The organism is Thioalkalivibrio sp. K90mix (assembly GCF_000025545.1).
Taxonomy (GTDB): domain Bacteria; phylum Pseudomonadota; class Gammaproteobacteria; order Ectothiorhodospirales; family Ectothiorhodospiraceae; genus Thioalkalivibrio.
Genome location: NC_013889.1, coordinates 1,120,559 through 1,143,627, shown reverse-complemented (window position 1 = coordinate 1,143,627; position 23,069 = coordinate 1,120,559). Strand labels below are relative to the sequence as shown.

Sequence of the window (23,069 nt, the reverse complement as noted above, 5' to 3'; positions counted from 1 at the left end):
CGCCACAGGATGTGAGCATGACACCAGCGCTGGAAATTCGCGGCCTGCGCAAGATCTACAAGAACGGATTCGAGGCCCTCAAGGGCATCGATCTCGAGGTGGCGCCCGGGAGTTTCTTCGCCCTGCTGGGTCCCAATGGCGCCGGCAAGTCGACCACCATTGGCATTATCACCTCGCTGATCAACAAGACGGCCGGCGAGGTGCGCGTGTTCGGGCACGACCTCGACCGCGATCAGCAGGCCGTGAAGCGCTCGATCGGTCTGGTCCCGCAGGAGTTCAACTTCAACAACTTCGAGCCGATCGGCGAGATCGTGGTGAACCAGGCGGGCTACTACGGCATCCCGCGCCACGAAGCCTGGCGACGCACCGAGCACTACCTGCGCGAGCTGGGGCTGTGGGAGAAGCGCAAGGACATGGCGCGGACCCTGTCCGGCGGGATGAAACGGCGCCTGATGATTGCCCGCGCCCTGGTGCACGAGCCCCGTCTGCTGATCCTGGACGAGCCGACCGCCGGCGTGGACATCGAGCTGCGCCGCTCGATGTGGGATTTTCTGCGGCGCATCAATACCGATGGCCGCAGCATCATCCTGACCACGCACTACCTGGAAGAGGCGGAGTCCCTCTGTCGCAACATCGCGATCATCGATGACGGCCAGATCGTCGAGAACACGACGATGAAGCAGCTGCTCGCGAAGCTCGAGACCGAAACCATGGTCCTGGACCTCAGCGAGCCCGTCCGGCAGCTGCCCCACGACTCCGAAATCCCGCTGCGCCAGATCGACGAACTCACCCTGGAGGCCGACATCCAGCGCGGGCAGCACCTGAACGACCTCTTCCGTGTGCTGGACCATGCAGGGCTGCGGGTTCAGAGCATGCGCAACAAGTCGAACCGACTGGAAGAGCTGTTTCTCCGCATGACCCGTAGCGACGCCGCCCCGAGCCACCTGACTCAGGGGGCCGAGGGCGCCGCCGAACAGCCGGAGAACCCGCAATGAGCGCTCGCCACCTGCACGACTACTGGGTCGCCTTTCGCACCATTGTGACCAAGGAGGTGCTGCGCTTCGCGCGTATCTGGGTGCAGACCATCCTGCCACCGGTGATCACCACCGCCCTGTACTTCATTATCTTCGGGGGGCTGATCGGCGAGCGCATCGGCGACATGGACGGCTTTCGCTACATGGACTTCATCGTCCCCGGGCTGATCATGCTGGCGGTGATCACCAACAGCTACTCGAACGTCGTATCGTCCTTTTTCGGCTCAAAGTTCCAGCGCCATATTGAGGAGATGCTGGTCTCGCCAATCCCGAACAGCGTAATCATCCTGGGTTTTGTGTTCGGGGGGGTGGCCCGCGGGCTCAGCGTCGGCGTGGCGGTCCTGCTTGTTTCCCTGTTCTTCAGCCCTCTGAGCATCCACAACATCGGCGTGATGCTGGTCGTCGTCCTGCTCACCTCAATCCTGTTCGCGCTGGCTGGACTGATCAACGGCGTATTCGCCCGCACCTTCGACGACATCGCGATCGTGCCCACTTTCGTGCTCACGCCCCTGACCTATCTCGGCGGCGTGTTCTATTCGGTCAGCCTGCTCCCCGAGTTCTGGCAGGGCGTGTCGATGCTCAACCCGATCCTCTACATGGTGGACGGATTCCGCTACGGCAGTCTTGGGTCCAGTGACTTCCCGATCATGGTCTCGTTTGCCGTAATTGTGGCCTTCATCGCGGTCTTGTACACGGCGGCCCTGATACTGTTGAACAAGGGGATCGGGATCCGGTCCTGATGCATCACGACAATGCCACCCTGCCCGCGACTCCGCGCAACGTGGGCAAGAGGGGGTTTATTACCGGAAAAAACGTGGTATAAAGCGGAAACTTTTCCGGGTAGAGGCCATATGGGCGTCAAACGAAAGATTCCACCCGTCTTTCTTCTCGGCGCGGCCGGGCTCGCTGTAGCAATCAGCGCCAGTCTCCTTCTCGCTTCACAACCCGCAGAAACCTCGCAACCGCTGGACATTGCAGCGCTGCAGGCCGGGTCCAACGGCAAGATGTCGCCGATGGTCCCCAGCATTTCTTCCAATGGCCGGAATGGTCAGGCCGAGCGTCTCTCGCAGTCGCGCCATACGGCTCCAGCCGAACACACCGGTTCGCACTTCGATGCCGAAGCCACCAAGGTGGCCTACGCGACCGATTTGATTAATGATTCCGGCTTTGACGACGAGACCGACTACCCCACCTCCTACGAAACCTTCGACCTCGACGAAGGCGACGACCGCGTGGTGGAAGACGACCGCTCGGACTGGAACACCCATACGCTAGACCAGGGCGAACGCCTGACCAGCCTCTGGCAACGCGACTGGGATCTGCCGCTGGCGACCCTGTACCGCCTGCTGGACGACGACGAGAACGCCTCCATCCTCAATCGCATCCGCCCGGGTCAGGAGATCGAGTGGCAGGTCGACGAGGAAGGCTACCTGACCCATCTGCGCCTGTGGACCGACCGCGCCAGCGGCTACGAGTGGGTCCGCGAAGACGACGGTTGGGATTTTGAACGGGGCGAAGTCGAAAACGGTCGCGAAGTCAGCCATATGGTGATCAGCGCCGAGATCGAGGGCAATATCTCCGCCGCGTTGGCCGAACGCACCGATCTTTCGCCACGCGCGGCCGGTGCCATTGCCGTATTGCTGGATCGCTACCTTCCGGTGCGCACCCACGCCCGCAGCGGTGACGAGTTCACCCTGCTGCTGGAGATGGAAACCCTGGTCGGTGACGACACCCCGCACAACCTGCGCCTGCTGGCGTTTGACTACGAAGGTCAGCGCATTTCGGTGCGCGCCGCGCGTAATACCAACGGCCGCTTCTACACGCCGGACGGCGAGAGCCTTTTGCCACCATTCGACCGCCGCCCGTTCTCGGGCAATTACCGCATCAGCTCCAACTTTGACCCGCGTCGGCGGCATCCGGTGACGGGTCGTGTGGCCCCACACTCCGGCACCGACTTCGCGATGCCGATTGGTACGCCCGTGAACGCCCCCGCCGACGGACGCGTCACCCGAGTCGAGAACCACCCCTATGCCGGGCGTTTCATCGTCATCGAACACGGACAGGGATACTCCACTCGCTATCTCCACCTGCACCGGCAACTGGTCAGCGTCGGAGACACCGTGAAACGCGGGGACCGTATCGCGCTATCCGGCAATACCGGCCGCTCAACCGGGCCGCATCTGCATTACGAGATCCACGTGAACAACCAGCCGCGCGACCCGATGCGCGTCGAACTCCCCGAAAGCGAGTCGCTCGCGGGCGAGGAACTGGAGAAGTTCAAGAGCCTGAGCCAGACCCTGCTGGCGCAGCTCGACAACAGCGAACGCAACACGCAGGTCGCATTCACACCCTACGACGAGTTGCTGAGCCAGTAACGCATAGCCTTTGCTACAGGTTGGCACCTCACCTCGTTACAGGTGGGGCGCGCTTCGATTGTGACCCCCGTACATTCTCCTGCTATCCCGTGTGAACCACTGACGCAGGCGCACCTCGTCTGGCGCGACGGGCGCCCGTACGCACCCGAATACCAGGACGCCTATTTTGGTTCGGACGATCCCAGCGCCGAGGCCTTCGAGGTCTTCATCCAGGCCAACGACCTCCCGCGCCGATTTGCCGCCGGCGGAACGGTTGCCATCGGAGAAACCGGTTTTGGTACAGGCCTCAACGTCCTGCTGACGCTGCAACAGTGGCGGCAACACGCGCCGCCCGGTGCCTTCCTGTCGATACTGAGCCTGGAAGCCCACCCATTGTCGCTCGACGATCTGCGGGAGGTCCATCGGCACCTGGACCTGGACGACGCAGACAGCCAGGCCCTGTGCGCGCAGTATCCGCCGCCGATCAGCGGCCTGCACCGAATTGTGTTCCCCGGAGCCCGGGCCATCCTGACGCTCGGTCTGGGCGATGCCGCCCCCCTGCTGGCGCAGATCCGCGGCGGTATCGATGCCTGGTTCCTGGACGGTTTCGCGCCGCGTTCGAACCCGGGCCTGTGGAATACGGCGGTCTTTCGCCAGATCGCGCGGCTTTCCCACCCGGGTGCCACCTTTGGCACCTATACCGCGGCCGGTCAGGTACGCCGGGATCTGGAGGCCGTGGGATTTGCAGTCAAACGCGCCCCGGGACATGGCCAGAAGCGTGAACGCCTGCAAGGCTGCTATCGCGGAACCGTACCGGACGCGCACAAGCGGCCCCGGGTTGCGGTCATCGGTGCCGGCGTTGCCGGGCTCGCCTCTGCATTTGCATTGCACAACAGAGGCTGCGAAGTCGGGGTATTCGACCCTGCCGGCGCCGGGGGCGGCGCGTCCGGAAACCCGGCCGCGGTCCTGTTGCCCAACCCTCACCCCAAAGACACGGAGCTGAATCATCTGGCCCTCGCCGGCATGCGCTCGACCCGTGCCCTGCTCGGCGAAATTACCGCACAAACCGGCATTGACCCCGTGCTGGCGGAAGGCGTCTCCTTTCATGGCGTCAGCGCCCATGGCCGCAAGCGGGTGCAGCGCCTGCTGCGCGCAGGGCGGGAGCACACCGGGGCGTTGTTCGAGCCCGAGGGCGGGCCGGATTCGGGTCCGGAGCCACGTCTGTACTATCCCGGGGGGTGCGGCCTTAATCTCGCCCGGCTTTGTACGGCCCTCGCGCAGTCGCTCCCGCCTGTGGAGACCCGCCTGATCACCGGTCTGCGCCTCACCGACGAGGGCCTGATACTGGAAGCCGAACCGGCCGAATCCAACGCCGATCCTCTCCCATGGGATCACGTGATCGTCGCAACGGCGGCTTCCGGGTTGCACACCCTGTGCCCGGAGCTGGAACAGGTATCGACCGTTTCCGGGCAAATGACGCGGGTCCGTGCCCCGCTCCCGGACTGGGGCGGACAGGTCGCGACGGGACAGGGGTACTGCATCCCGCTCGGTCCGGGCGAGGCCTGGATTGGGGCTACGTATCGGCGGACACAGATGCCGGATGCAGCGGACGCCGCACCCGACACCACTCCCCGCGCCGAGGACGACCAGCTCAACCTCGAACACCTGAGCTGGGTTCCCGGACTCGGCGACCCCGCACAGGTCGAGACGCTGGAACGCTGGGCGGGGACCCGTGCCGTGGTACGCGATCGCTTGCCTCTGGCCGGTGCGAGCCTCCGCGACCCCCGCCGCCGGATCTGGCTGAATGTGGCCCACGGCTCGCGCGGGCTGCTGTACGCGCCCCTGGCCGCGGAATTGCTGGCTGACCGCCTGCTGGGTCTTCCGGAACCGCTGCTGGACAGCACCTCTGGCCGCCTCGACCCGCAACGCCCCCTCTCCTAGTCGCGAAGAACACGCCCCACTAGCGGAGTGTTGGCGACTTACGCCCGCGGCGTGGAGCGTCCATCGTTATGGGGTGCATCACCCGCCAGGCCGACATCATTGTGCCCCTGCGCCTTGACCTGATACATCGCACGATCGGCCGCAACCATCAGGTCCGACAGATGCCGGCCTACATCCGGATAGAAGGCCACACCAATACTGGATGTGATTTTCAGCTCCACGAATTCGCCAGGACCGGTGTGGACCTCGAACGTATTATTGAGGTCCTGCTGAACCCGCTGGGCCAGATGAAGGCCCTCTTCACGCTCATCCAGCGGCGCGGTCAGGACGATGAACTCGTCCCCACCCAGACGGACGAGGACGTCGTCCGGGCGCAGGTGCGATTTCAGCCTTTCCGCGACCCGGCGCAAGAGCTGATCGCCCACGGCATGACCATAGCGGTCATTCACCGGCTTGAAATGATCCAGATCGATGAAGAGCAGCGCGAGGCGCCCCCCCTGACGCTCGGCGCGCGCCGCTAACCGCGGGAACGCACGATCCATTGCCGCCCGGTTGGCCATCCCGGTCAGGGGGTCTTCCCAGGCCATGGTCTTCAACTTGACTTCGAGTTCCCGCCGATCCGTGACATCAAGCGCGTGCCAGACAACGGCGGGAAGGCCGTTGATTGCGCGCGCAAGAGGCCGGATCCGTGCCTCGAACCAGCGCGCACCGGTTTCATGCTCGGGGATCCCCAGGCGCTTCAGCAGATCCACGTCCAGACGGTATTCGTTCGTTTGCAGTGTCCCTTCGTCGATCGCCCGGTTCACCATTTCCAGGAAGTTCGCCGCCACGTCCGAGGGAAACAACTGATCCAGGGTGTCGCCAAGGAGGGCCGGGGCCATCTCCTGTCGATGGCAAGCCTCCCCGAACACGTGTCGAACCGTTCCCTCCGAATCGACCACAAAGGCATACCCCGGAATGGCCTCGAACATCGCGTCCTGTAGATCCCGCGCCGCCGTCAGTGCGTCGAACAACAACCGGTTTTCATTGACGTCGACGAACGTCAACAGCCATGCACGGCCTTGCTCCCAGTCCACAGGCACCCAGCGCAACAGGAAAAATCGACAGCCCCCTTGAGACACGCATATGCGAACCTCGCGCCCATGCGTCTCGGCCGGCGTATCGGTGAAATCGAGGTTGGGTGGAAGCCGATCGAGATCATCCGGATGCACAAGATCCAACTGGGCCAGCACCGTATTCACAGGCGGTTGTTGCCCCAGCATCCGAACAAACGCCGGGTTTGCCCAGAGGATGCGTCGCCCCGACACCACCAGCGTCGGGTCTTCCAGCCGATTCACCAGACCCCGGTAGCGATCAAGGTCGCGACGACGTGCCTGCAGACCCGTCCCGACACGATAGGTGTAGCCGCCCACCGCAAGTGCGCCCACGAACCCCAATGCCCACCAGGCCATCGGGCGATCCGTACCCCTGTGCGTCGGGTCAACATCGGCCAGCAGCTGCCATTCGCCCCCCGGGAAACGAATCCGATGCCGGTACGACGCCTCTTCGTCGAGGCCATGCGGGTTGTAGAACAACGGGCCGGCCTCGCCCACACCATCCCGGCCGCGCAGGGCCAGCAACAGCGTCCCCCGTTGTTCACCGATGCCCGCACGCTCCAGCAAGGCCTCAAAATCGAGCGCTATGCTGCTGATGCTCAGCTGGTTTGCATGCTCGTCAATGACTAGGTGAGAAGGCCCATCTGGAGCGGGATCCGTGTCCACCGGGGCGCGCACCAAGAGCCCATAGCCACCCTGAACCAGCGGCCAGGGGCCCGCTACGACCACCTCTCGTTCGTTCAGGACTCGGCGAAAGGAATCCGCCTGTTCGGGATGAGTCGCGAGATTGAGCCCGACCACGTCCTCGTTCCCCTCGAGGGGATAGACGAATTCGATGATTGGCCCCCGTGCCAGCGTCAGGGAGATCACCAGGTCTTCATGCCCGCGGTAGATGCGCTCGGCTACGCGCTCGAACTCGTCGCTTTCCAGGTCCGGATGCACATAGGCGTAGGCCGCCAGGCCGATGGTCGAATGCACCAGCCCATTGATCAGGCTTTCCACCTGAGTGCGCAGACTGGCGAGCTCGCCCGCCACCGCGGCACTCTGGCGATCTTCCAGCTCGATCTTCCAGGCGCGGTCAATCAGCAGAAACAGCCCGAGGAACACGAGAGCGGCCGCCAGGCCCAGAACAAAGGGACCCGCCGTGGAGTGCGAATCCCGGCCCTCGTGCCGAGGCGCGTCGTCAGGGGCTTCCGTGCGCGTGTGGGTACTGTCATCCATGCCCAGACCTGTCACTACCAGCGGAATACCCACTATGCGCCCAAAACGCCCCCCTGTGAACGGTGAGATCGCTGCTCGGCAAAGGCCCAGAAACATGCTTCCGCGAGGCATGAAAGGTCCAGATAACACGGGCGGAAGGAACGGTATGGTGGGGGCGGCCGGACTCGAACCGGCACAGCCTTGCGGCCGAGGCATTTTAAGTGCCTTGCGTCTACCCGTTTCGCCACGCCCCCGGGGACTCGCATCATACCGGCTGCGCAAGCCCCGTGTGGAGTGTCAGTCGTGCGACTCGCTCCCCTGCGAGCCGTCCGCCATCTCGGCGATGGGCAGCGGGATGTGCAATGCAGCGGCCATGGCGCGCAACAGCTCGATCTCGGCCACCTGAACACCACCGCCGCGCTGAACCGTCGCCAGCATCGCCTCCACCAGTGTCCGCTTGTCCTTGACCCGCAGCTGGTCGAGCCGCTCCAGGGCCTTGTCCAGCACGGATGCCCAGGCAGTGCCGGCAGTAGCCTGCTCGAGCTCCGGCGGGGCTTCCGACTCCAGCGGCATGATGCCCGTGAGCGCCGCCACACCGGCATTGAACGCTGTAACCGCCGCATCGGGATCATCCGGATGGCCGTGATGGGCCAGAACCGCGAGCACGTAGCGCGCCTGCCCGCCGTTGTCGGCCAGCCGACGGCGCCCTCCCGAACGGGCCTGCGAGGGCCGTTCGATATCCTGCAGCTGGCGCCGGACGAGCCGCCCGAGCGCATACTCGAAGGCCGATACCCGTTCATCGGCCTGAATCAACTCGTCGACCAGACGCGACAGGACTTCACGTTCCTGTGGCGGGTGTCGGCGCAGCACGGGGAAGGCCATCTCCAGCAGCGGGATGCGCAGATCCGGGCTGAGTTCCGGCACTTCCTGAAGCAGTTCACGTACCCGCTTTTCGCTGTCTTCGCCGCGCGTCTCGAGGATGCGCATCAGCTGGGCATCGCGCACTTCGGAATCGGACGAAATAAGCAGATACAGCATGGCCTCGGCGGCCCAGCGGTCGGAATGCACCGAGCGTTCCAGGGCGCTGGGCACCGCGGCGACCAAGAATCCCGCCCCGAGGATATGCGCAAGGCCAGGGTCGCCAATCGCCTCGAGCAGGGCCTCCGGGTGTAGCCCCAGCCCACCCCCGGCCTTCGGCTCGGCCTGTTCGCGCGCGGCTTCGGCCTCCTGCTCCTCGCGCCGGCGCCGCGCATCTTCCTGCATCCGTTTTTGCACGGCCTCGAGCTCCGAGGGGTCGAAACCCGGCTCGATCTTGCGGATGCGATCCTCCAGTGGCGGATGCGTCGCGAACATCCGCCCCAGCCCGCCATTGACGAACAGCATGTGGCCGACCTCTTCGCTGTCCGCGTTGAGGCCGGAATAGCTGGCCCCGATCTTCTTCAGTGCCCCTGCAATGCCCTCCGGCTGGCGCGTGAACTGCACGGCCGAGGCGTCCGCCAGGTATTCGCGCTGACGTGATACCGACGCCCGAATCCAGCGCCCGAAGAACAGGCCGATGTAACCGACGATCATCAGCACCAGGCCGGCGACTACGATCCCGCCGGCGTTGCGGTTGTTACGTGAAAAGCGCATGGCCAAAAGCACGCGCTGCCCGATCAGCGCCATCACCAGAATCCCGAACAGCATCCCGACCAGGCGGATGTTCATGCGCATGTCGCCATTGAGGATGTGTCCGAACTCGTGGGCGACCACGCCCTGCAACTCGTCTCGGTTCAGGTGTTCCAGCGCACCGCGCGTCACCGCAACCGCCGCATCCGAAGGCGAATACCCGGCTGCGAAGGCATTGATCCCCGGCTCCTGCTCCAGCACGTAGACCTCGGGCACCGGCACGCCCGAGGCAATCGCGACCTCTTCCACCACGTTCATCAGGCGTCGACGCAACGGGTCCCGGGTATCCCCCTCGATTCGCGTACCCCCGAGCTCGCGCGCCACCGCGCCACCGCCGTCGCGCAGGCTCAGCATGCGATAGAGACTGCCCAGGCCAATCAGCCCCACGGTGAACGCACTGGTCCAGCCGACCACGTCCAGGTTGTCGCGAAGAAACTCCCGGGTGAGCCAGGGTTCGCCCGGTGCGGTCGCCTGCGCCTGGCCGAACAGCACCAGCGCGATCAGGTTCATCACCACCACAATCGCCAGCACGGCCAGCATGAACAGGCCCAGCAGCCAGCGCGTGCGCCGCTGGGCACGGTCCTGATGCTCAAAGAAATCCATGCCCTGTCCCTATGAGAAGTTGACCTCGACCGGCTCGCGCTTTTGCGGATCCTCGATCTCCAGCAATTGTGCCGGGCGGAAGCCGAAGTTGTTCGCGATCAGCGTGTTCGGAAACATCTCGCGCAGGATGTTGTACTGCATCACCGCGTCGTTGTAGCCCTGACGCGCGAAGGCCACGCGGTTCTCGGTGCTGGTCAGCTCCTCGGAGAGCTGCATCATGTTCTCGTTGGCCTTCAGGTCCGGATAGTTCTCGGACAGCGCGAACAAGCGTCCCAGGGCGCCGGACAGCCCCTGCTCGGCCCCGGACAGCTGGCGCACGGCCTCGCTGTTCGTGGGGTCCCCGCCCACCTGCTTCAGCCGATCCATGGCCTGATTGCGCGCCTGGATCACTGCTTCCAGCGTGTCGCGCTCATGGCTCATGTAGCGTTCCGCGACTTTCACCAGGTTGGGGATCAGGTCGTAGCGCCGGGTCAGCTGGACGTCGATCTGGGCAAACGCGTTCTTGTAGCGGTTGCGCGCCGTCACCAGCCGGTTGTATGTCCAGACCGCCCAGACCACGAGCAGCACCACAATCGCGATCAGCACCCATTCCATGCCGGCCTCTCCCTCAGCGAACAAAGCCCCGAGTGTACGCAGGAACGACGCCGCCGGCGAACGCAGGGGCCTGCGTGAACCCGGCGCAGCCGTGCTATACCCTGACCCCCATCAACCCCCGGAGCCTTACGGATTCCTGAATGAATCTCTCGACCCTTCTCGGCATTATCGGCAGCCTGCTGGTTTTCGGCAGCGTGATCGCCTTTTCCTCGCAGGACCTGCATGCCTTCCTGAACCTGCCGGGGCTGGGCATCGTGCTCGGCGGTACGATCGCCGCGACCCTGATGAGCTACCCCTTTCACGAGGTGGTGCGCGTCTTCCGTGCGGGGGCGCACGCCATCCGCGAGGAGCGCTACGACATCGCCCGCGACCTGGAAGAGATCGTTCAGGTCTCGCGCTACTGGTACTCGCAGAACCTGCGCGGCGTCCAGCAGCGCCTGGAGCAGGTCCAGAATCCGTTCCTGCGCACCGGCATCCAGCTGGTGATCGATGACACCCCGATGGACGACATCCAGGACCTGCTCAACTGGCGCATGGCCCGCCTGCGCGCCCGCGAACAGGCCGATGCGCAGATGTTTCGCACCATGGCCACCTATGCCCCGGCCTTCGGCATGCTGGGGACACTGATTGGCCTGATCAATCTGCTGCTGACCACCGAGACCGATGACTTCACCATCATCGCGGTCAACCTCGGGATCGCCCTGATCACCACGTTCTACGGCATCCTGCTGGCAAACCTCGTGTTCCGCCCGATCGCGATCAAGCTGGAACGGCGCACCGAGGGCCGCGTCGTGCTGATGACCATGGTGCTCGAAGGCATCATGCTGATGCGCAAGGGCCGCAGCCCGGGGTACATCCGCGAGACCCTGCGTTCGTTCATGGAGAACCACCGCGACGAGATCCGCCAGACCGAGCCAAACGGCGAACCCGATCCGGATGAAGCCGAACGCCAGGAACGCACCTGAGCATGCCCAGCCCCGGATACTCCACCTCCAACCGCGCGGCCATGCAGGCCGAGATGGACGCCCAGGCGGCGACGCGACCGGAACAGGCCTTTCTCGGCTCCTATCCCGGCGAGCGCCAGCGCGATGACGAGCACGCCTGGATCCTCACCTACCTCGACGTCCTCACCCTGGTCATCGTCATATTCGTAATCATGCTGACCTTCATGGACCCGCGCGACGACCGTCCCCTGGCCAGCGCGGCCCAGCCGATCCAGCTCGCCCATCCCGATCGCCAGGCCCTCCTCGACCCGTTGGTCGCGCCGCTAACAGGAAACCTCGGGGATCTCGAAGGGCGGCTCCATGAACCGCTGCCGGAAGTGGACGACCCCGATCTCGAGGGCACGGCCACGACCGCATCCAGAATGCGCGAGCAGGCACCTCAGGGCGTCGAGGTCGTGGAGCACCCCGGCCGCACCGAGCTGCGCATCCAGGACGAGATCCTGTTCGCCAGCGGGCAGGCCGATCTGCAACCGGAAGGCCGGATGTTGCTGGCCCAACTGGAGCCCCTGCTGGACGAGCACGACGGCCTGATCACCGTCGAGGGACACACCGACAACATCCCGATTGCGACGGAGCGCTTTCCGTCCAACTGGGAGCTCTCCTCGGCCCGCGCCAGCGGCGTGGTCCGCTATCTGCTGGACCAGGGGCTCGAGGCCGAGCGACTGCGCGCCGTGGGCCGGGCCGACACCCAGCCTGTGGCCAGCAACGACACCGCACGCGGCCGTTCCGAGAACCGGCGTGTCGCGCTGATCCTCGAGTCTCCAACGGCCGCGCATCCATGACGGTCGAGGGATTCCCATGCCTGCCCCGGGAATCCCGCAGCACGCAACCCACCACTTGACCGCAGACCCTCCGCCCATAAAGCTGTGCACCTTATTCAGCTTATGAGCAACTGGCGGACATGCGCACAGGACGCGGCCTCCTACTCGGCGACTTCCTCGACACCACCAATCACAAGGACAAGCTGATCGCCCTGATCGGCGCCGTGGTCGGGCTGTATCTGTCACTGGAGGTCGCGGCCTCGGTCACCGAAAGCGGCATCAACGGACTCATCCTGGCCTCGCTGGGCGCTACCGCCGTGCTGCTCTTCGCCGCACCTCGGGCCGCGCTGTCGCAGCCCTGGAATGTCCTTGGCGGGCATGCCATTGCCGCCATTGTCGGAGTCGCCGTCCGGCAGGCGGTAGACCACCCGCTGTTGGCCGCCGCGCTCGCGGTCGGCCTCACCGTCTACGCGATGTACTACCTGCGCTGCCTGCACCCACCCGGGGGCGCCACAGCGCTGTATGCCGTGGTCGGCGGGGCGTCGGTCGAGGAACTCGGCCTGCTGTTCATCCTGCACCCCGTGCTGTCCAGCGTGGCCGTCATGCTGATGGTCGCCATAGTGATCAACTACCCTTTTCCATGGCGTCGCTACCCGGCGGCCCTGGCGCGCCTGGACGAGCCCTCACCCGCCGGCCCATCCGGTGCACTGGAACGTGCGGGCTTGAGCCAGGCGGACCTGGAGCACGCGATGCGCGATCTCAATCTGTATCTCGACATGACCGAGGACGACCTGGCCCGCCTCTATCTGCTGGCACGACGCCACCATGAGCACCCGGACGCGATCAATCCTGCGGATATTCGACCCGGACAGTGCTACAGCAACGGCGCCCAGGACCACGCCTGGAGCGTGCGCAAGGTCCTGGCGCGGGATGCCGACCTGATCACGTATCGCGTCATCAGCGGCGCGGGCGTTCCCGAGGAAGGCCGCTGCTCCGTGACGGACTTTGTTGCCTGGGCACACCATCGCCTGGACGCTCCAGGGTGACCAGTACCATAGCCTGGGCACCGCCAGGCCCCTTTGGCGCGAATCCCGACACATGCTTATACTCGCGGCGCGGCTGTCTCCGTAGCTCAGCTGGATAGAGCAGCCCCCTCCTAAGGGGCAGGTCGCAGGTTCGAATCCTGCCGGGGACACCACCTTCCATTAGTGTTTCCTTAAGGAAACACTAATCAACGTACACGCTCGCGCTCGAGTCGCTCTTGCATGCGAACAAGGCGCGGCGACTGCCGTGCAGTCATTCTGCACAAGGGAGTCGCAACGCCGTGCGCATGCCCGTTTCTGATAACAACGGGCGGCCGAGCCCCTTCGGGGTTGGCACCCCAGGTTCCCCGATCCTGCGTTGCGGCACTTGCTGGTAGAACCACTACCCGCTGCGCACCGCGCCTTGTCTCGGAAAACCTGGGGTGCCAACGCGAGCGTGTACGTTGATCAGTGTTTCCTTAACGAACTGGTGTCGGCGGAAAATCCGCCGTAAGGTACGTCAATGGCGACGCTTACCACGGAACAGGCCGAACGGCTGGTCGACCTCCTGGCCCCACTGATCGGGGTGCAGGGAGAAGTGGACGGCCGCATGGTGGAACTGGTCGAGGTCCTCGACGAAGGCCCCCGCGGCGAGCCGGGTATCGCATTGATGGAGACTGGCCTGGACCGCCCGATTCAGGCCAACCAGTACGGCGACCCGCTTTCGCGGCACTCGCTGGTTCGCACCCTGCCGCTGCTATCCGAGGTCGAACGCGACATCCATCCGGTGCTGCGCCAGCTCCTCCCAGAGGACGTCTTGACGGATCTGCGACGGGCGCTCGGAAACTGAAACGGCATCGTCCAGACAGGCTTCTATCCCGCGCATCATGGGCTCCAGGTGGGGCCATACCGCATCCAGCATGTAGGGCTGCGCCTCGGGCGTCGGATGGATCCCGTCATCCATGATCATCCCGTCGCGAAAGGCGACCTCGTGCAGGAAGAACGGCTCGAACACCAGCCCGCGTTCCCGCGCCAGATCGGCGAAGACGGCCTCGAACCGCTGACTGTACTGGGGGCCGTAGTTGGGCGGAATGCGGATCCCGAGCAGCAGGGTCTGGGCGCCCGCCGCGTCGATCGCCTCCAGCATCGCCTCCAGGTTCTCGCGCATGGCCCGTGGCGAGAGTCCGCGCAGGCCGTCGTTGCCCCCCAGGGCCAGGATCACAAGGTCGGGGCTCTCGCGTTCGAGGACCTCCGGCAGGCGTTCGCGCCCCCCGGCCGTCGTTTCGCCACTGATCGAGGCATTCGCCACGTGCCAGGGATGATTGCGCTCACTCAGACGCTCTTCCAGAAGCCCCACCCAGCTTTCCGCATCGCTCATCCCGAATGCCGCGCTCAGGGAATCACCGAACACCAGCACCTTCGCGGGTTCTTCCCCCGAATTTTCCGAGCTGATGGAATTCGCAAGGCCAAGCGGACTCCATAGCAACGCGAGCCACGCAATAATGACCAGGGAATAACGCCACATGGATGCATCCTCATCTTCGGTTCTGGAAGCCCGCGACCTGCAACAGCGGATCGCCGGCCCCAGCGGTGTACTGGATATTCTGCGCGGAGTCTCGCTCTCGGTTCACACCGGCGAGACCGTTGCCATCCTCGGCGCCTCCGGCTCTGGCAAGTCCACATTGCTGGGACTTCTAGCAGGTCTGGACGCCCCAAGTGCCGGAGAAGTTCGCTTGCTGGGGCAAACGATCAGTGAGCTGGACGAGGATGGCCGGGCGGCCCTGCGCGCCGGGCGCGTCGGCTTTGTTTTCCAGTCGTTCCAGCTCCTCCCGGCACTGACGGCCTTCGAGAACGTGCTCCTCCCGCTTGAACTGAACCCCGAGCACGAGGCGCGCTCGCAAACCGAGATCTCCGCCTGGGCCCGCGACGCGCTGAAACGCGTCGGGCTGAGCGAGCGCGAAGCCCACTACCCGCACCAGCTCTCGGGCGGCGAGCAGCAGCGCGTCGCCATTGCCCGCGCGATCGTGGATCGCCCCGCCGTGTTGTTCGCCGACGAGCCCACCGGCAATCTCGACGGCCAGACCGGTAGCCGCATCATCGAACTGCTGTTCAGCCTGGCCCGACAACCGGATGACCACGGTCAGCGCACGGCGCTGATCCTGGTGACACACGACGCCGATCTCGCGCAGCAATGCGACCGCATCCTCCATATCCAGGACGGCGTGCTGGCATGACACGTCTTTCCGGGCGCGGTGGTCCGCGCGAATGGCTTCGCGGTACCTGGCGCGAGTGGCGCAGCGCCGAGTTGCGCGTGCTTGCCGCGGCGCTGGTCGTCGCGGTGGCGGCGGTCGCGGCGGTGGGTTTTTTCACCGACCGGGTGGATCGGGGCATGGCGCAGCAGGCGACCCTGCTGCTGGGCGGTGACATGGCCGTGGTCGGCGACCAGCCGATCGCGGAGGACTGGCTCGCGGAGGCCGAACGCCGAGGCCTGCAGACCGCCCGCACCGCCGCGCTGCCCAGCGTGCTGTTTACCCCCGAGGACGACTCCCGCCTGTCCGCGCTGCGCGCGGTGGACCGTGACTGGCCTCTGCTGGGCGAGGCGCTCGTAAGAGACGTCCCGGATGCCGACCCCGAGGTACACACGCAGGGTCCGGAACCCGGTACGGCCTGGCTGGAAGGCGCTCTGCTGCAGGCCCTGGAGCTCGAGGTTGGCGATACGGTCGAGGTCGGCGAACTGGTGCTGGAAGTGGCCGGCGAGATCGCCCGCGAACCCGACCGCGGCAGCGCCCTGCTGGATATCGCACCCCGGCTGATGCTCGCCTATGACGATCTCGAGGTCAGCGGGCTGATCGGACCCGGCAGTCGCGTGCGCTACGAACTCTTTGCGACCGGCCCGGCGGCCCAGATCGAAAGCTACCGCGACTGGATCGAGGAGCGGCTGGAGCCGGGTCAGCGCCTGCGCGAGCTTGATGACGCCAACCCGGAGCTGCAGGTCGCCATCGAGCGGGCCGAGCGCTTTCTCGGGCTGGCCTCGCTGATGGCAGTCCTGCTGGCCGGGGCGGCGATCGCGGTGGCCGCCCATCATTTTGCCCAGCGCCGCGCGGATGCCGCCGCGGTCATGCGGGCGCTGGGGGCCAGCGGGCGCCATGTACTCAGGCTTTATTTTGGCCATGTCCTGATCATTGCCCTGCTCGCCAGTGGGATCGGACTGGCCATCGGATTTGCCGCGCAGTTTGTGCTCTCCGCGCTGCTCGGGGAATGGCTGGCGGGCGACCTGCCGCCGCCGGGGCTCCGCCCGGTGGCGGCGGGCCTCGGCGTGGGACTGATTACCGCGGTCGGCTTCGCCCTGCCCGCGTTGCTGCGCATCGGCCAGGTGTCTCCCCTGCGCGTGCTGCGCCGCGATCTGGGGCTCCCGCCCGCGTCCGTCTGGCTGTCGGGACTGCTGGCCCTGCTGGCCTTCGGTGCGCTGTTGTACTGGCAGGCGGCCGACCCGCGTCTGGCCGCCTGGGTCCTGCTCGGGACCGCGGGCGCGCTAATCGTGCTCGGGGCACTGGGCCTGCTGCTGGTGCTGGCCCTGCGCCCGCTGCGCAATCATGGAGGTATGGCCATGCGCTTTGGTCTGGCCAACCTTTCCCGCCGTGGCGGACTGAGCGCCGTGCAACTGGTCGCCTTCAGCATCGGCATCCTTGCACTATTGCTGCTGGCGATCGTGCGCGTGGACCTGCTCTCCGCCTGGGACGCGAGCATCCCCGCCGATGCACCGAACCAGTTCTTCGTCAACATCCAGCCCGGGCAGGAAGAGGCCTTTGCCGACCGAATCGAGGCCTCCGGGCTCGAACGCCCGCAGTTGGACCCAATGATTCGCGGGCGCCTGATCGCGATCAACGACCAGCCGGTCCAGCCCGATGATTTTGACGACGACCAGACCCGGCGTCTGGTGGATCGCGAGTTCAACCTTTCCTACGCGGAAGAACCGCCAGAGCACAACCGCGTGGTGGAAGGCCACTGGTTCCACCACGGGCCGACCGGCGAGGATGCGGACGGCGCATGGTCGGTCGAGGCCGGTTTGATGGAACGTTTCGGTCTGGAGATTGGCGACAGCCTGACCTTCCGAGTGGGCGGGCAACCCGTGCGCGGCATGATCGCCAACGTGCGCGAGGTCGACTGGGACAGCTTCCGGGTCAATTTCTTTGTGATCGGCCCACCCGCTCTGTTGGGCGAACAGCCGCGCACCTACATCACCGCACTGCATGTGCCGGAGGGGATGGGCGCCGAGCAGAACCGCTGGCTGCGGGAATTCCCGGCCGTCTCCGCGATCGACGTCGGCGCGATCCTCGAGCAGGTTCGTGACGTGATGGATCAGGCCACCCGCGCCGTGGAGTATGTGTTCCTGTTTACACTGCTCGCGGGCCTGACCGTGCTGTTTGCGGCTGTGCAGGCCACACGCGACGTGCGCCGCCGCGAGACCGCCCTGCTGCGCACCCTGGGGGCCCGACGCCACCACATCCGGCGGGCGTTGCTGGCCGAGTTTGGCAGCCTGGGCTTTCTGGCGGGTCTGCTGGCAGCCGTCATCGCGACCGCCGTGGGAGGCCTGCTGGCCTGGCAGGTATTCGAGTTCGACTACCGCGTCAACCCGATGACCTTCGTGTTCGGGATTGTCGGCGGGACCCTGGGCATTGCGCTGGCCGGCTGGCTGGGAACGCGTAGCGTGCTGCGCCAGGCGCCACTCGGGGTCCTGCGCGGCCCCGAGTGATGCGCCACGGCCATCAGTGACCGTACATGATGTCCACGTCGAGGAAGCCGAACAGGACCAGGGCCGCCAGCGCCCAGACATAGAAGGAAAAGACCTTCAGGCGCGCGCGATAGAGGAAGAACAGCACCATCTTCAGGGAGACGACCCCGACCACAGCCGAGACCACGAACCCCACGATCAGCGGCGTCCAGGTCAGATCCCCCAACCCGTTGCCGTTGATCCAGACGTCCAGCGACTGTACGGCGGTGGCCGCCAGGATGGTCGGGATCGCGAGGAAGAAGCTGTATTCCGCCGCCCAGCGCCGCTTGAGGCCCGAGAACAGCGCGAAGGTGATGGTCATGCCGCTGCGGCTCAGGCCGGGCACCAGCGCAAAGCCCTGGGCCACACCAATGATCGTGGCGATCTTCGGCCCCAGCTTGCGCAGGCCCAACGGGCGGCGACTGAGACGGTCTGTCCACCACAGCAGGATGCCCGTGAGCGTGAGCGTACCGGCGATCAGCGTCGGGTTGGCAAACACGTGCTCGAAGCTCGCCTTCAGCGTAAAGCCGATCACGGCCGTCGCGAACACCGACAAGCCGCAAAGCAGTGCCAGGCGCAGGAATAGCATCTCGCGACCCGCGCTTCCGCCCGCCGAGGCCCATTGCCAGCTCTCTCGAGCAATCCCGCCACTCAGGCGCCACAGGCTCTGGCGGAACACATAGACGATCGATACCAGCGTGCCGACATGCACCACCAGGTCGAACAGGATCATCTCCGGGCTTTCCGGTGGCGGCAGCGGCTCGCCACTGAGGATCAGCCAGTGCTGGGTCAGTACCAGGTGGGCAGTCGAACTGACCGGCAAGAACATGAAGATTCCCTGCACGACTCCGAGCAAGGTGGCAACCCAAACTGTCATTCCGATTCCGGTTTTGTCCCAAAGGCGGGCGCAGTATACGGAAACGGCCCGGGAAACGTTGTTACCGGGTTCGCGCCCCGGCACTCGGTTTCATATACCCAACGTACTTGTTTTTGCGCCAGCACACGCTTATCGTACTGCTATACATTCACATAGCCGTATATTTGGCAGCCGACCAACCGAACCCGTGCGACCCGCGAGAACGTACGGGACCTGGCGAGCGCCGATCTGGCCTGCAAACCGCCAACGAGTCACCCCATGCAACTCACTCGCTTTACTGATTTCTCCCTGCGCGTGCTGATGTACCTCACGGTTCAGCCCGACGACCAGCGGGTCACCGTCACCGATATCTCCGAACGTTTCGGCATCCCGCGCAACCACCTGGTCAAGATCGTTCACCAGTTGGGCCAGAAGGGGTATCTGATCACCCGCCGCGGCAAGGGCGGCGGCATCTCGCTCGCGCGCGCCCCCGAGTCGATCAATATCGGGGCCGTCGTACGCGACATGGAGCCCAACCTCAAGGTCGTCGATTGCGAGAGCCCGATGTGTCCAATCCTGCCCGGCTGCCAGCTGCGCGGGGTACTGGACGACGCCCGCGATGCCTTCCTCGCCGTACTCGATCAGTACACCGTGCGCGATGTCACCCAGTCACCCGAGCACCTGCGGTCCCTGCTACGCTATAGCGCCTGACCCGCAGACCTGAGGACGCCGCCATGGAACGGCACGTGCCCTCCCGCCGACCGCTATGGGCCGCAACCCTGCTGCTTGCGGCCCTTACGCTCGTCGCACCGCCTGCGCTTGCGCTGGCACCCGCCTGCCCGTCCGATAACGCCAGCCTTACCACCAACGAACTGCTGGCCGACCCGCCTGGGCACGATACACCCGTCGTGCTGGAGGGCATCGTTACCGGCGTGTTCATGGGCAACGATCAACTGGGCGGCTTTTACCTGCAGAACGACGAATCCGACAGGGCAACCGGACTGTTCGTCTATGCCCCGGGCCAGGAGCCAGTTACGCCGGGTGACCGTCTGCGCGTACAGGGCCGGTTTGGCCATCATCACGGCCGTCCCCAGCTCGCCCGCGTCGACGGGATCAAGACCTGTGGCAGCGGCCGTCTGCCCGAGCCCGTGACGCTCGAGCTCCCGCGCGATGCCCAGCGCCTGTCGGACTTCGAAGACGTGCGCGTGCGCTTTGAACAGACGCTGACGGTAACCGGGCACCACGAGCTTGAGCGCTACGGCAGCCTGACGCTCTCCGCCGGCGGGCGCCTGTGGCACCCTGGCCAGACCGGCGAATTCGACGACCACGACCACGCGGAACGCCGCATCGTGCTGGACGATGGCAGCTACCGTGCCCGCCCGGACCCCGTCCCCTATCTCGACGACCAGGGGACACGCCGTGTCGGCAGCCAGGTCACGGGCCTGACCGGTATCCTGACGCATGCCTTCGACGCCCACCGCCTGCACCCGACCCAATCGCCACAGTGGGAAGGTGGCGCCCGGCCCGAGGCGCCCGAGCGGGCGGCAGACGGCGCACTGCGCATCGCCACCGCCAACCTGGAGAACGACTTCGTCACGCTGGGCGAGCGCGGCGCGTCCAGTCGCGCCGAGCGCGTGCGGCAGGAGGCCAAGCTGAATACCGCCCTGCGCCCCCTGAAAGCGGACGTGATTACGACGATCGAACTGGAAAACCGGCCCGCCGCGCGCGAACGCCTGATCGAACGCCTGAACCAGCACGGCGATATCACCTACCAGGCCGTCCGCCATCCCGCACCGGGGACGGACGCGATCAAGGTGGGCATGAGCTACCGGCCCGATCGACTGGAACTACTGGATGCCGTCGCCGACGGAGACCGCGTGCATCATCGCCCACCGTTGCTCGCATGGTTCGGCACCCTGGACGGCGAGCCCCTGTTCGGGATCGTCGCGGTGCACTTCAAGGCCAAATCCGGATGCCCCTCCAGCGGCGACATCGATCGCGGTCAGGGCTGCTGGAACGAGCGGCGCACAGCGCAGGCCGAACGCCTGGCGCAGTGGATCGAACAGGAGCGTCGCGACGGGCTGCCCGTAATCATTGCCGGCGACCTGAACGCCTATGCCGCGGAGGACCCGCTTCGCCTCCTGCGCGAGGCAGGCAAGCGCGACCTGGTCCATGCCGAACCCGACCAGGCCTACAGCTACGTCTTTCGCGGTCAGTCCGGTCAACTGGACTATCTACTCGGCCCGCGAGACCTGGAGGAACGGGTTGGCAAGGCGGGCTCGTGGGCGATCAACGCCGATGAACCGGCCTTTCTGGGCTTCGACGGAAGCCAGCCCGCCGAGGGGCCCTGGCGAGCCTCGGACCACGACCCGGTCTGGCTGGACCTGCAGCGCGACTAGTCGCGCGTCGAATGTCGCTCGGACTCGGGCGTGTCCCCGTCGGCCTCGGGCGCAGCGGCCTTCTCGGCGGCCTCCGTCTCCTCTTCGCTCAGGTTGTCCCGGATCAGGCGCACCGGGATCGGCCCGCCATCGATATGGCTCAGCGTGCGCTGCGGGAACGGGATCTCGATGCCCGCCTCGTCCAGCGCGGCCTTCACCTGCATGTGCATGCTGTTGCGCAGGTCCAGGAACTTCTCCCGCCGCGCCCAGACCGACAGCTGAATCTTCAGTGCGGAATCCCCGTATTCAAGGAAGATGAACAGCGGCTTGGGCTCCTCCAGACAGACCGGGTTGCGGTCCGCCACGTCCATCAGGATGTCACGCAGCGCCTTCAGATCGGTGCGATAGGCGACCCCGATCTGCATGTCCAGGCGGCGAATCGGGAAGCGCGTCATGTTGGTGATCTGCGACTTCACCAGGCTTTCGTTGGGTACCCGCACCAACAGGTTGTCGAAGGTGCGCAGCTTCACCGACAGCAGGTCGATGGACAGCACCTCCCCGGTCGCGTCCCCCACCTTGATGATGTCGCCGACCGAGAAGGGCCGCTCCCCAATCAGGAACAGCCCCGAGATCAGGTTGGACGCCGAGGTCTGCGAGGCAAAGCCCAGCGCGACCGTCAGGATGCCCGCCGCCCCCAGCAGCACGGTGAGATCGAAACCCAGTTCGCGCAGCCCGGAGACCACCGCCAGAACGATAATCACGTAGAAGCTGATGCGACGCATCAGCATGATCTGCTGGGCATCCATGTGCCGGCCGAAGGCCCGGGTCAGGTTGCGCGAGACCAGTCGTGCCAGGATCAACCCGACGATGATGTACAGGGAGGCCCGCAGCGCGGCGAGGAAAGCGTCGCTGGTCAGGAAGTCCATGGTGCTTTGCATCCAGGCGTCCATCCTTCGTTCCTATTGAAACAGGGCGCTGAACGCCCGCACCATCACATGCCGCCCACCCACCTCGCGCGGCTCGGCAATCCGCTCAGCGCCCTCGGCCTCGGCGGGCGGCCCGGCGTCGATCTTCATCGCCGCCATGTCCTTGTCATCCTCGCGCTCCATGCGGACCGCCGGGGTCCACAGGCGGTTGCGGCGATCGGCATAGACCGGCAGACGCGGCACCGGCAGATTCACGCGCTCCAGGAACAGCGCATCCACCGCCTTGTTGTGGATCGTCAGCGGCGTAACCACGCGATGCGGGCGCTCCGGGACGTCCTCCAGGGCCAGCCGCGCCTGGGTGCGCGTGGCATAGCAGAGCTCGCCTTCCACGGTGTTGGGTCCAAACCAGGTGTCAGAGGGCGCGTAAACCGGGAACTCGTGGGCCCGTGCATCGCCCAGATAGAACTGCACCCAGGCGGGCGAACTGAGAAACAGGGTGACCCGGCCCTGGGCCGGCACATAGAACGGGTTCTCCGGCCGACTGACCATCGGACGGTCAGCCAGCGCGATACGCAATTCCGGCTGGGTGTCGCCGGTGGCACCGGCAAAGCGCAGGCGCTCCGAGAGCGACTCGGGCCACTCGGAATCGGTTGGTACCTCGATATCCAGCGTCGCATCGGCCGCGTCTCGCGGCCGGTCCAGCCCAAGGCGCCATTCCGCTTGGGTATGCTCAAGCCAGATATCCAGCGGTCCCACGGACCAGCGCCCGATACGTCCCCGCGGCAACGACCAGCGGCCCCACCAGGTCGGTCGCTTCCCTGTCTTGTCCTTCTCGGTCATCCCTGGGGGTGTCCTGTGTCCGT

General features: G+C 65.6%; 19 protein-coding genes and 2 tRNA genes. 13 read left to right on the top strand and 8 right to left on the bottom strand.

All coding sequences use genetic code 11. From position 1 onward, the window contains the following. Positions 1-17: 17 nt before the first annotated feature. The 4 genes from TK90_RS05425 to mnmD all read left to right on the top strand — a co-directional run bounded on the left by TK90_RS05425 (position 18) and on the right by mnmD (position 5,329). Complete coding sequence (locus tag TK90_RS05425; RefSeq protein WP_012982485.1) at positions 18-995, top strand: ABC transporter ATP-binding protein; 978 nt, start codon at positions 18-20, stop codon at positions 993-995. Further along, a complete protein-coding gene (locus tag TK90_RS05420; RefSeq protein WP_012982484.1) occupies positions 992-1,774 on the top strand; it encodes an ABC transporter permease in 783 nt (260 codons plus the stop codon). Before TK90_RS05425 ends, TK90_RS05420 begins: the two co-directional genes overlap by 4 nt. A gap of 111 nt (positions 1,775-1,885) precedes the next feature. Beyond that, positions 1,886-3,409 carry a peptidoglycan DD-metalloendopeptidase family protein gene (locus tag TK90_RS05415; protein WP_012982483.1) on the top strand — a complete coding sequence of 508 codons (1,524 nt, stop codon included), beginning with the start codon at positions 1,886-1,888 and terminating at the stop codon, positions 3,407-3,409. A 60-nt stretch (positions 3,410-3,469) separates the two neighbouring features. Continuing rightward, positions 3,470-5,329 (top strand): tRNA (5-methylaminomethyl-2-thiouridine)(34)-methyltransferase MnmD, encoded by a 1,860-nt coding sequence (gene mnmD, locus TK90_RS05410; RefSeq protein ID WP_012982482.1) that lies wholly within the window; start codon positions 3,470-3,472, stop codon positions 5,327-5,329. Between the two features lie 38 nt (positions 5,330-5,367). Here the strand turns inward: mnmD and TK90_RS05405 are convergent, their stop codons facing one another. The 4 genes from TK90_RS05405 to TK90_RS05390 all read right to left on the bottom strand — a co-directional run bounded on the left by TK90_RS05405 (position 5,368) and on the right by TK90_RS05390 (position 10,488). Beyond that, positions 5,368-7,644 (bottom strand): diguanylate cyclase, encoded by a 2,277-nt coding sequence (locus tag TK90_RS05405; RefSeq protein WP_012982481.1) that lies wholly within the window; start codon positions 7,642-7,644, stop codon positions 5,368-5,370. Positions 7,645-7,790: 146 nt separating this feature from the next. Then, positions 7,791-7,877 (bottom strand) — tRNA-Leu (locus tag TK90_RS05400). A 43-nt stretch (positions 7,878-7,920) separates the two neighbouring features. Further along, positions 7,921-9,894 (bottom strand): M48 family metallopeptidase, encoded by a 1,974-nt coding sequence (locus TK90_RS05395; protein WP_012982480.1) that lies wholly within the window; start codon positions 9,892-9,894, stop codon positions 7,921-7,923. Between the two features lie 9 nt (positions 9,895-9,903). Continuing rightward, positions 9,904-10,488: a LemA family protein gene (locus TK90_RS05390; RefSeq protein WP_012982479.1), complete on the bottom strand. Its 585-nt coding sequence runs from the start codon at positions 10,486-10,488 to the stop codon at positions 9,904-9,906. A gap of 140 nt (positions 10,489-10,628) precedes the next feature. Here TK90_RS05390 and TK90_RS05385 point away from each other — a divergent pair, with 140 nt between their 5' ends. From TK90_RS05385 to TK90_RS14650, 5 genes are all read left to right on the top strand, one after another. Continuing rightward, the gene (locus TK90_RS05385) at positions 10,629-11,453 is read left to right on the top strand and encodes a motility protein A (RefSeq protein WP_012982478.1); all 825 of its coding nucleotides are present in this window, start codon (positions 10,629-10,631) and stop codon (positions 11,451-11,453) included. Between the two features lie 2 nt (positions 11,454-11,455). Further along, the gene (locus tag TK90_RS05380; RefSeq protein ID WP_012982477.1) at positions 11,456-12,274 is read left to right on the top strand and encodes an OmpA family protein; all 819 of its coding nucleotides are present in this window, start codon (positions 11,456-11,458) and stop codon (positions 12,272-12,274) included. A 119-nt stretch (positions 12,275-12,393) separates the two neighbouring features. Beyond that, positions 12,394-13,299 carry an HPP family protein gene (locus TK90_RS05375; protein ID WP_012982476.1) on the top strand — a complete coding sequence of 302 codons (906 nt, stop codon included), beginning with the start codon at positions 12,394-12,396 and terminating at the stop codon, positions 13,297-13,299. A 75-nt stretch (positions 13,300-13,374) separates the two neighbouring features. Next, a tRNA-Arg gene (locus tag TK90_RS05370) sits at positions 13,375-13,451 on the top strand. A gap of 347 nt (positions 13,452-13,798) precedes the next feature. Next, complete coding sequence (locus TK90_RS14650) at positions 13,799-14,125, top strand: hypothetical protein (RefSeq protein WP_012982475.1); 327 nt, start codon at positions 13,799-13,801, stop codon at positions 14,123-14,125. Here TK90_RS14650 and TK90_RS05360 read toward each other — a convergent pair. Continuing rightward, entirely contained in the window at positions 14,033-14,800 is a 768-nt protein-coding gene (locus tag TK90_RS05360) for an arylesterase (RefSeq protein WP_012982474.1), read from the bottom strand. The two genes, TK90_RS14650 and TK90_RS05360, sit on opposite strands and share 93 nt — an antisense overlap. Between TK90_RS05360 and TK90_RS05355 the strand changes: the two genes are divergently transcribed. Next, on the top strand, positions 14,799-15,509 hold the full coding sequence (locus TK90_RS05355) for an ABC transporter ATP-binding protein (RefSeq protein WP_012982473.1): 711 nt from the start codon (positions 14,799-14,801) through the stop codon (positions 15,507-15,509). The two genes, TK90_RS05360 and TK90_RS05355, sit on opposite strands and share 2 nt — an antisense overlap. After that, positions 15,506-18,028: an ABC transporter permease gene (locus TK90_RS05350; protein ID WP_012982472.1), complete on the top strand. Its 2,523-nt coding sequence runs from the start codon at positions 15,506-15,508 to the stop codon at positions 18,026-18,028. The genes TK90_RS05355 and TK90_RS05350 overlap by 4 nt, the downstream gene beginning before the upstream one ends. 13 nt (positions 18,029-18,041) lie before the next feature. Here the strand turns inward: TK90_RS05350 and TK90_RS05345 are convergent, their stop codons facing one another. Further along, positions 18,042-18,923: an undecaprenyl-diphosphate phosphatase gene (locus TK90_RS05345; RefSeq protein WP_012982471.1), complete on the bottom strand. Its 882-nt coding sequence runs from the start codon at positions 18,921-18,923 to the stop codon at positions 18,042-18,044. A gap of 258 nt (positions 18,924-19,181) precedes the next feature. On the opposite strand from TK90_RS05345, the gene TK90_RS05340 reads away from it, so the two are divergent. Both TK90_RS05340 and TK90_RS05335 read left to right on the top strand, forming a co-directional pair. Then, positions 19,182-19,613, top strand: a complete 432-nt coding sequence (locus TK90_RS05340) for an Rrf2 family transcriptional regulator (protein WP_012982470.1) — start codon at positions 19,182-19,184, stop codon at positions 19,611-19,613. A 23-nt stretch (positions 19,614-19,636) separates the two neighbouring features. Continuing rightward, entirely contained in the window at positions 19,637-21,301 is a 1,665-nt protein-coding gene (locus TK90_RS05335; protein WP_012982469.1) for an ExeM/NucH family extracellular endonuclease, read from the top strand. Here TK90_RS05335 and TK90_RS05330 read toward each other — a convergent pair. Both TK90_RS05330 and TK90_RS05325 read right to left on the bottom strand, forming a co-directional pair. Continuing rightward, on the bottom strand, positions 21,298-22,230 hold the full coding sequence (locus TK90_RS05330) for a mechanosensitive ion channel family protein (protein WP_012982468.1): 933 nt from the start codon (positions 22,228-22,230) through the stop codon (positions 21,298-21,300). The two genes, TK90_RS05335 and TK90_RS05330, sit on opposite strands and share 4 nt — an antisense overlap. 9 nt (positions 22,231-22,239) lie before the next feature. Then, the gene (locus TK90_RS05325) at positions 22,240-23,046 is read right to left on the bottom strand and encodes a hypothetical protein (protein WP_012982467.1); all 807 of its coding nucleotides are present in this window, start codon (positions 23,044-23,046) and stop codon (positions 22,240-22,242) included. Between the last annotated feature and the right edge of the window lie 23 nt (positions 23,047-23,069).

Excerpts from the sequence above, each read along its gene's own strand:
- TK90_RS05425 (WP_012982485.1), top strand. The coding sequence starts at position 18 with ATGACACCAGCGCTGGAAATTCGCGGCCTGCGCAAGATCTACAAGAAC.
- TK90_RS05420 (WP_012982484.1), top strand. The coding sequence starts at position 992 with ATGAGCGCTCGCCACCTGCACGACTACTGGGTCGCCTTTCGCACCATT.
- TK90_RS05415 (WP_012982483.1), top strand. The coding sequence starts at position 1,886 with ATGGGCGTCAAACGAAAGATTCCACCCGTCTTTCTTCTCGGCGCGGCC.
- TK90_RS05405 (WP_012982481.1), bottom strand. The coding sequence starts at position 7,644 with ATGGATGACAGTACCCACACGCGCACGGAAGCCCCTGACGACGCGCCT.
- TK90_RS05395 (WP_012982480.1), bottom strand. The coding sequence starts at position 9,894 with ATGGATTTCTTTGAGCATCAGGACCGTGCCCAGCGGCGCACGCGCTGG.
- TK90_RS05390 (WP_012982479.1), bottom strand. The coding sequence starts at position 10,488 with ATGGAATGGGTGCTGATCGCGATTGTGGTGCTGCTCGTGGTCTGGGCG.
- TK90_RS05385 (WP_012982478.1), top strand. The coding sequence starts at position 10,629 with ATGAATCTCTCGACCCTTCTCGGCATTATCGGCAGCCTGCTGGTTTTC.
- TK90_RS05380 (WP_012982477.1), top strand. The coding sequence starts at position 11,456 with ATGCCCAGCCCCGGATACTCCACCTCCAACCGCGCGGCCATGCAGGCC.
- TK90_RS05375 (WP_012982476.1), top strand. The coding sequence starts at position 12,394 with ATGCGCACAGGACGCGGCCTCCTACTCGGCGACTTCCTCGACACCACC.
- TK90_RS14650 (WP_012982475.1), top strand. The coding sequence starts at position 13,799 with ATGGCGACGCTTACCACGGAACAGGCCGAACGGCTGGTCGACCTCCTG.
- TK90_RS05355 (WP_012982473.1), top strand. The coding sequence starts at position 14,799 with ATGGATGCATCCTCATCTTCGGTTCTGGAAGCCCGCGACCTGCAACAG.
- TK90_RS05360 (WP_012982474.1), bottom strand. The coding sequence starts at position 14,800 with ATGTGGCGTTATTCCCTGGTCATTATTGCGTGGCTCGCGTTGCTATGG.
- TK90_RS05350 (WP_012982472.1), top strand. The coding sequence starts at position 15,506 with ATGACACGTCTTTCCGGGCGCGGTGGTCCGCGCGAATGGCTTCGCGGT.
- TK90_RS05345 (WP_012982471.1), bottom strand. The coding sequence starts at position 18,923 with ATGACAGTTTGGGTTGCCACCTTGCTCGGAGTCGTGCAGGGAATCTTC.
- TK90_RS05340 (WP_012982470.1), top strand. The coding sequence starts at position 19,182 with ATGCAACTCACTCGCTTTACTGATTTCTCCCTGCGCGTGCTGATGTAC.
- TK90_RS05335 (WP_012982469.1), top strand. The coding sequence starts at position 19,637 with ATGGAACGGCACGTGCCCTCCCGCCGACCGCTATGGGCCGCAACCCTG.
- TK90_RS05330 (WP_012982468.1), bottom strand. The coding sequence starts at position 22,230 with ATGGACGCCTGGATGCAAAGCACCATGGACTTCCTGACCAGCGACGCT.
- TK90_RS05325 (WP_012982467.1), bottom strand. The coding sequence starts at position 23,046 with ATGACCGAGAAGGACAAGACAGGGAAGCGACCGACCTGGTGGGGCCGC.